The sequence below is a fragment of the Devosia sp. genome, from assembly GCF_036676215.1.
Lineage (GTDB): Bacteria > Pseudomonadota > Alphaproteobacteria > Rhizobiales > Devosiaceae > Devosia.
Genome location: NZ_JAKFDJ010000204.1, coordinates 1 through 4,610, shown reverse-complemented (window position 1 = coordinate 4,610; position 4,610 = coordinate 1). Strand labels below are relative to the sequence as shown.

The following is a 4,610-nucleotide window of genomic DNA, read 5'->3' as shown; positions in this document are numbered from 1 at the left end:
CTGGTCGACGAACCGGCCATGCTGGAACTGCTGCAGAATGGTGGCTTGGGGGGGGCCGCACTCGATGTGTTCGAAAAGGAGCCGCAGGTCCCCGCTGGCTTCCTCGCCCTCGACAACGTGGTGCTCAGCCCCCACCAGGGCAGTGCCACCGTGCAAACCCGCGACGCCATGGGTGCCCTGCTGGTGGCCAACCTCGACGCCCACTTCGCCGGCGAGCCGCTGATCAGCGCGGTGGTGTGATACGGTGCCGGGCGACGAACGCATGGTCCGGATTGCCGAGATCGACGTCGATCCCGACCAGCTGAATGCCTATAGCCTATTGCTCGCCGAGGAAATCGCTGCCTCGGTCGAGCGTGAGCCGGGTGTTCTCATGCTCCATGCCGTGGCGCACAGGGATTCGCCGCATCACATTCGCATCCTGGAAGTCTATGCCTCCCAGGCCGCCTATCAGGCTCACATCCAAACGCCGCACTTCCTCAAATACAAGCTTGGCACGGCCGACATGGTGACGGCGCTTCGTCTCATCGAGGTTGACCCAATCCTTCTCGCGGCCAAGTAGCTACTCCAGATCCTCCTGCACCATCGTACCCGCTGCATGCACGCAGAAGATCACCAGCCGGTCGTCCCCGATATTGGTGAATTTGTGCGGCACCCCGCCTGGCACCACAGCAATGTCGTTTGGCCCGACCTCGTAGGTCTCGTCTCCTGCCACGATCCTCGCCCGGCCTGATTTGACGATCCAGGTTTCAGGGTAGGGGTGAACATGCAGCGCCGGCCCTTGCCCGGGTTCATTGTCCACCGCGAAAAACGAGATATCGGTGCCATAGGCCGCGCCTTCGAAGCGGATCGTCCGGCTGGTGCTCGGGGGCCGATCTGCCGCTCGCAACACATGTGTCATGCTGTCCTCCTGTTGCCTCTTGCCCACACGACGACCAGACTCGAACGATTTCGACATCGCGCATGCCATTCCTGCGTCGTCGCGGATTCCCTTCCATGCCGCGACCCGCTAGCGTCCGGCTGCGAACATTGGAGACGGCAATGACTGAATGGTGGCGTGGCGGCGTAATTTATCAGGTCTATCCGCGCTCGTTTCAGGACAGCAATGGCGATGGCGTGGGTGATCTGCCCGGCATCATCCGGCGGCTCGATCACATTGCCGGCCTCGGCGTCGATTGCATCTGGCTGTCCCCGATCACCCAGTCGCCCCAGGATGACATGGGCTATGACGTTTCCGACTATCGCGAGGTCGATCGCCTGTTTGGGTCCCTCCAGGATTTCGACAGCCTCGTCGCCCAGGCCCATGCGCGCGGCCTCAAGGTCATCATGGACCAGGTGGTGAGCCACACTTCGGACCAGCACCCCTGGTTCGCCGAATCCCGCCTCAACCGCACCAATGCCAAGGCCGACTGGTATGTCTGGGCCGATCCGCTGCCCGATGGCTCGCCGCCCAACAATTGGCCCGCCGTGTTCGGCGGCCGCGCCTGGGAGTGGAACCCCACCCGCGGCCAGTATTACCTGCACAATTTCCTCGCCAGCCAGCCCGACCTCAATTTCCACAATCCCGACGTGCAGCAGGCCGTGCTCGACATCATGCGCTTCTGGCTGGAACGCGGCATCGACGGCTTCCGGCTGGACACCGTCAACTACTATTTCCACGACAAGAAGCTGCGCTCCAACCCGCCCAACAAGCTCAAGAACGAGCACCTGGCCTATGCGGTCAATCCCTATGACATGCAGGAACACCGCCATTCCAAGAGCCAGCCGGAGAACCTCGCCTTCCTCAAGCGGGTCCGCGCGTTGCTCAATGAATTCCCTGGCGCTACCGCGGTGGGCGAAGTCGGGGACAGCCACAAATCCGTGCAGTTGATGGCCGAATACACCTCCGGCGGCGATACGCTGCATATGTGCTACGGCTTTGATTTCCTGGGGCCGCAGTTCACCGCCGCCCACTTTCGCAAGTGCATTGAGCAGTTTTTCAAGACTGGTCCCGATGGCTGGCCATGCTGGAGCTTTTCCAACCACGACGTGCCCCGCCACGTCACGCGCTGGGCGCCCTTCAGCCGGTCCGCCGGGGATCTCGCGCGCCAGACGGCCGCCCTTGTTCTCTCGCTCAAGGGTTCGGTCTGCCTCTATCAGGGCGAGGAACTTGGCCTGCCCGAAACCGACCTGCTGTTCGAGGAATTGACCGACCCGCGCGGCATCCGCTTCTGGCCCGAGGACAAGGGCCGCGATGGCTGCCGCACGCCCATGCCATGGGATGAGGGCAGGGCGCCCAATGGCTTCACCACCGGGAAGCCCTGGCTGCCGGTCAAGCCCGCCCAGTCCGCCCTCAATGTCGCCGGCCAGAATGCCGATGCCAATTCCACCCTGGCATTCTACCGCACCATCCTGGCCTGGCGCAAAACCCATCCGGTGCTGCAGACCGGCGATATCACCTTCTACAAGACTGCAGAGCCCATCCTGGCCTTCCGGCGCGGCAAGGGCGAAGACGCGATGCTCTGCGTCTTCAATCTCTCTGCCGATATCCACACCGTATCGGTCGGCGGCGTGCCCAGCGGTGCCGAGCTGGAGCCCATCTCCGCCAATGCTGCGCTCGCCCGCGACGCGATGAAGCTGGGCGCTAATGGCTATGCCTTCCTGCGCCTGCCTCCTGGCAAAAAGCCTCGGGTGAGTTTCAAGGGCTAGTTGGCCTATTCCACCCGGCGGAAGTTGGTCGGCTCGTAGAATTCCATCTGCTCGCTGCCATCGGCCTGGATCACGAAGGCACGGATGCAGCCGCCCCAGATCTCCACGCGGGTCACGTCGACGCCCTTCGAGCGCAGCATGCTGTAATTATAGTCGTTGATGTCGGCCTCGCTGTACAACTCGCGCGACAGGCCAAAGGTGCCGCTGCAGATGGGGGCGGCAAGCGTGGGGGTGGCCAAAAGGGCCGAAAGGGCAAGGCCCAGCGCAATGGACTTGTTCATGCAATATCTCCTGGTTCGATTCTATCCTTGCCGCGCAATTGTGGCGAGCCCGCGCCGGCGGATCAGCACCACAACAGTGGGAATTGCAAAGCTCAGTAACAAGAGCCGGATCACATGATGTGCCGCTATGAACGCCGTATCATAGCCTAGCGCAATGCCCAGCGCGCCCATGCCCTCCAGCGCCCCCGGCGCCAGCCCCAGCCAGATCTGCCCATAGGGCATGTCGACGATCAGGCTCGCCACCCACGCGACCAGCGTCACGATGCCGACAGTCATGGCCGTGGCGATGACGCCGCCCTTGGCCGCGGTCAGAATTTCCCGCCGGCTGATCCCGGCAAAGCGCGAGCCGATCAGCGCCCCGGTCAGTACGAACGTCACCAGCACTAGCGGCGCCGGCATGGCCTCCGTATAGAGCCCGCCCAGCTTGGCCGCTGTCGCCGCCGCCATGGCGCCCAGCACGAAGCCGGCCGGAATCTTGAGCCGCATGAAGATCAGCCCAATTGCCACGCACGCGGCGGCCAGCGCGAGCAACTGCCAGAGATTGAGGAATTCGGTCGCCACCGGCGGCGCAAAATGGTCGATCGGCAGGAACAAGGTCCCGATCGGCACGCAGATGGTCAGCATCAGGATGCGGATCACCTGGATGATGACGATCTGCCTTGCATTGCCCACGCCCGCCGAGGCGATCCCCATCACGAACGACAGATGCCCAGGGAACGAGCTGAGATAGGCCGTCCCGGTATCGAGCTTGAAGAACCGCGCCAGCATCCAGCCGGTCAGCGCGATGATCAGCACCAACTCCAGCGCCAGCGCCGCGATGGTTACGGGCCAACTGGCAATCAGGCGCAGACTGTCGGGCGCCACGCTGGCGCCCATCGACATACCGATCAGCAAGAACGCCACATCGCGCAGCCGGTCCGGCATGGCGATCGGCAACCCCGCCATTGCCCCGGCCATTACCGCCAGCACTCCCCCCACCATCCAGCTCGCCGGCAAGCCAAGCAGTGTCGCAATCCCGCCGCCGACGGCGGAGAGGGCAAGGGTGAGCAGGACGGGGTAGAGTTTGGAAAGGTTCGTCATGAATCTCGCAAAGCCCACGATAACCCCCTCTCCCTTGCGGGAGAGGGACGATCCGACGCGTTCAGCGGAGGATCAGGGTGAGGGGTTCTGCGCTCGCCCCAAGCTTTAGTGTGTGTGGCGCCGCCCCTCATCCGCCCTTCGGGCACCTTGTCCCGCAAGGGGAGAAGGGAAGAACTATGTCACCGGCAATGCCCTCTCCGCCAGCCGAACCCAATAGCTCGTTCCCACCGGTATCACGTCGTCATTGAAATCATAGGTATCGGTATGCAGCTCCGAGCTGTCGCCATTGCCGAGGAAAATATAGGCTCCCGGGCGCTCTTCCAGCATGAAGGAGAAATCCTCCCCACCCATCGAGGGGGGCGCATCGGCGTCGACACGCTCGGGCCCCACCACTTCGCCAGCAACCTGCGCCGCAAAGTCCGTCTGTTCCGGCGAATTCACCGTCACCGGATAGCCTCGTGCATAGCGAACCGTCGCCTCGGCGCCAAAGCTGGCCGCAAACTGCGGCACGAAATCGGCCAGTCGCTGTTCGATCTGGTCCTGCACGGCAAGATCGAGCGTCCG

7 protein-coding genes are annotated in these 4,610 nt (G+C 63.3%); 3 read left to right on the top strand and 4 right to left on the bottom strand.

Annotated features, from left to right (window positions below; all coding sequences use genetic code 11):
* Together V6M52_RS16730 and V6M52_RS16725 are read left to right on the top strand one after the other, a co-directional pair.
* Nucleotides 1-240: NAD(P)-dependent oxidoreductase (locus tag V6M52_RS16730; RefSeq protein WP_332701936.1), on the top strand; the 240-nt coding region annotated here is incomplete at its 5' end.
* A 22-nt stretch (nucleotides 241-262) separates the two neighbouring features.
* Nucleotides 263-559 carry a putative quinol monooxygenase gene (locus V6M52_RS16725; RefSeq protein ID WP_332701934.1) on the top strand — a complete coding sequence of 99 codons (297 nt, stop codon included), beginning with the start codon at nucleotides 263-265 and terminating at the stop codon, nucleotides 557-559.
* On the opposite strand, the gene V6M52_RS16720 is transcribed toward V6M52_RS16725, so the two are convergent.
* Entirely contained in the window at nucleotides 560-898 is a 339-nt protein-coding gene (locus V6M52_RS16720; RefSeq protein WP_332701932.1) for a cupin domain-containing protein, read from the bottom strand.
* 140 nt (nucleotides 899-1,038) lie between these two features.
* Here V6M52_RS16720 and V6M52_RS16715 point away from each other — a divergent pair, with 140 nt between their 5' ends.
* The gene (locus V6M52_RS16715) at nucleotides 1,039-2,685 is read left to right on the top strand and encodes an alpha-glucosidase (RefSeq protein ID WP_332701930.1); all 1,647 of its coding nucleotides are present in this window, start codon (nucleotides 1,039-1,041) and stop codon (nucleotides 2,683-2,685) included.
* 5 nt (nucleotides 2,686-2,690) lie between these two features.
* Here the strand turns inward: V6M52_RS16715 and V6M52_RS16710 are convergent, their stop codons facing one another.
* The 3 genes from V6M52_RS16710 to V6M52_RS16700 form a co-directional block, all read right to left on the bottom strand.
* A complete protein-coding gene (locus tag V6M52_RS16710; RefSeq protein ID WP_332687976.1) occupies nucleotides 2,691-2,966 on the bottom strand; it encodes a hypothetical protein in 276 nt (91 codons plus the stop codon).
* A gap of 21 nt (nucleotides 2,967-2,987) precedes the next feature.
* On the bottom strand, nucleotides 2,988-4,046 hold the full coding sequence (locus V6M52_RS16705) for an AbrB family transcriptional regulator (RefSeq protein ID WP_332687975.1): 1,059 nt from the start codon (nucleotides 4,044-4,046) through the stop codon (nucleotides 2,988-2,990).
* A gap of 174 nt (nucleotides 4,047-4,220) precedes the next feature.
* Nucleotides 4,221-4,610: M20/M25/M40 family metallo-hydrolase (locus V6M52_RS16700; protein WP_332701928.1), on the bottom strand; the 390-nt coding region annotated here is incomplete at its 5' end.

Excerpts from the sequence above, each read along its gene's own strand:
- V6M52_RS16725 (WP_332701934.1), top strand. The coding sequence starts at position 263 with ATGGTCCGGATTGCCGAGATCGACGTCGATCCCGACCAGCTGAATGCC.
- V6M52_RS16720 (WP_332701932.1), bottom strand. The coding sequence starts at position 898 with ATGACACATGTGTTGCGAGCGGCAGATCGGCCCCCGAGCACCAGCCGG.
- V6M52_RS16715 (WP_332701930.1), top strand. The coding sequence starts at position 1,039 with ATGACTGAATGGTGGCGTGGCGGCGTAATTTATCAGGTCTATCCGCGC.
- V6M52_RS16710 (WP_332687976.1), bottom strand. The coding sequence starts at position 2,966 with ATGAACAAGTCCATTGCGCTGGGCCTTGCCCTTTCGGCCCTTTTGGCC.
- V6M52_RS16705 (WP_332687975.1), bottom strand. The coding sequence starts at position 4,046 with ATGACGAACCTTTCCAAACTCTACCCCGTCCTGCTCACCCTTGCCCTC.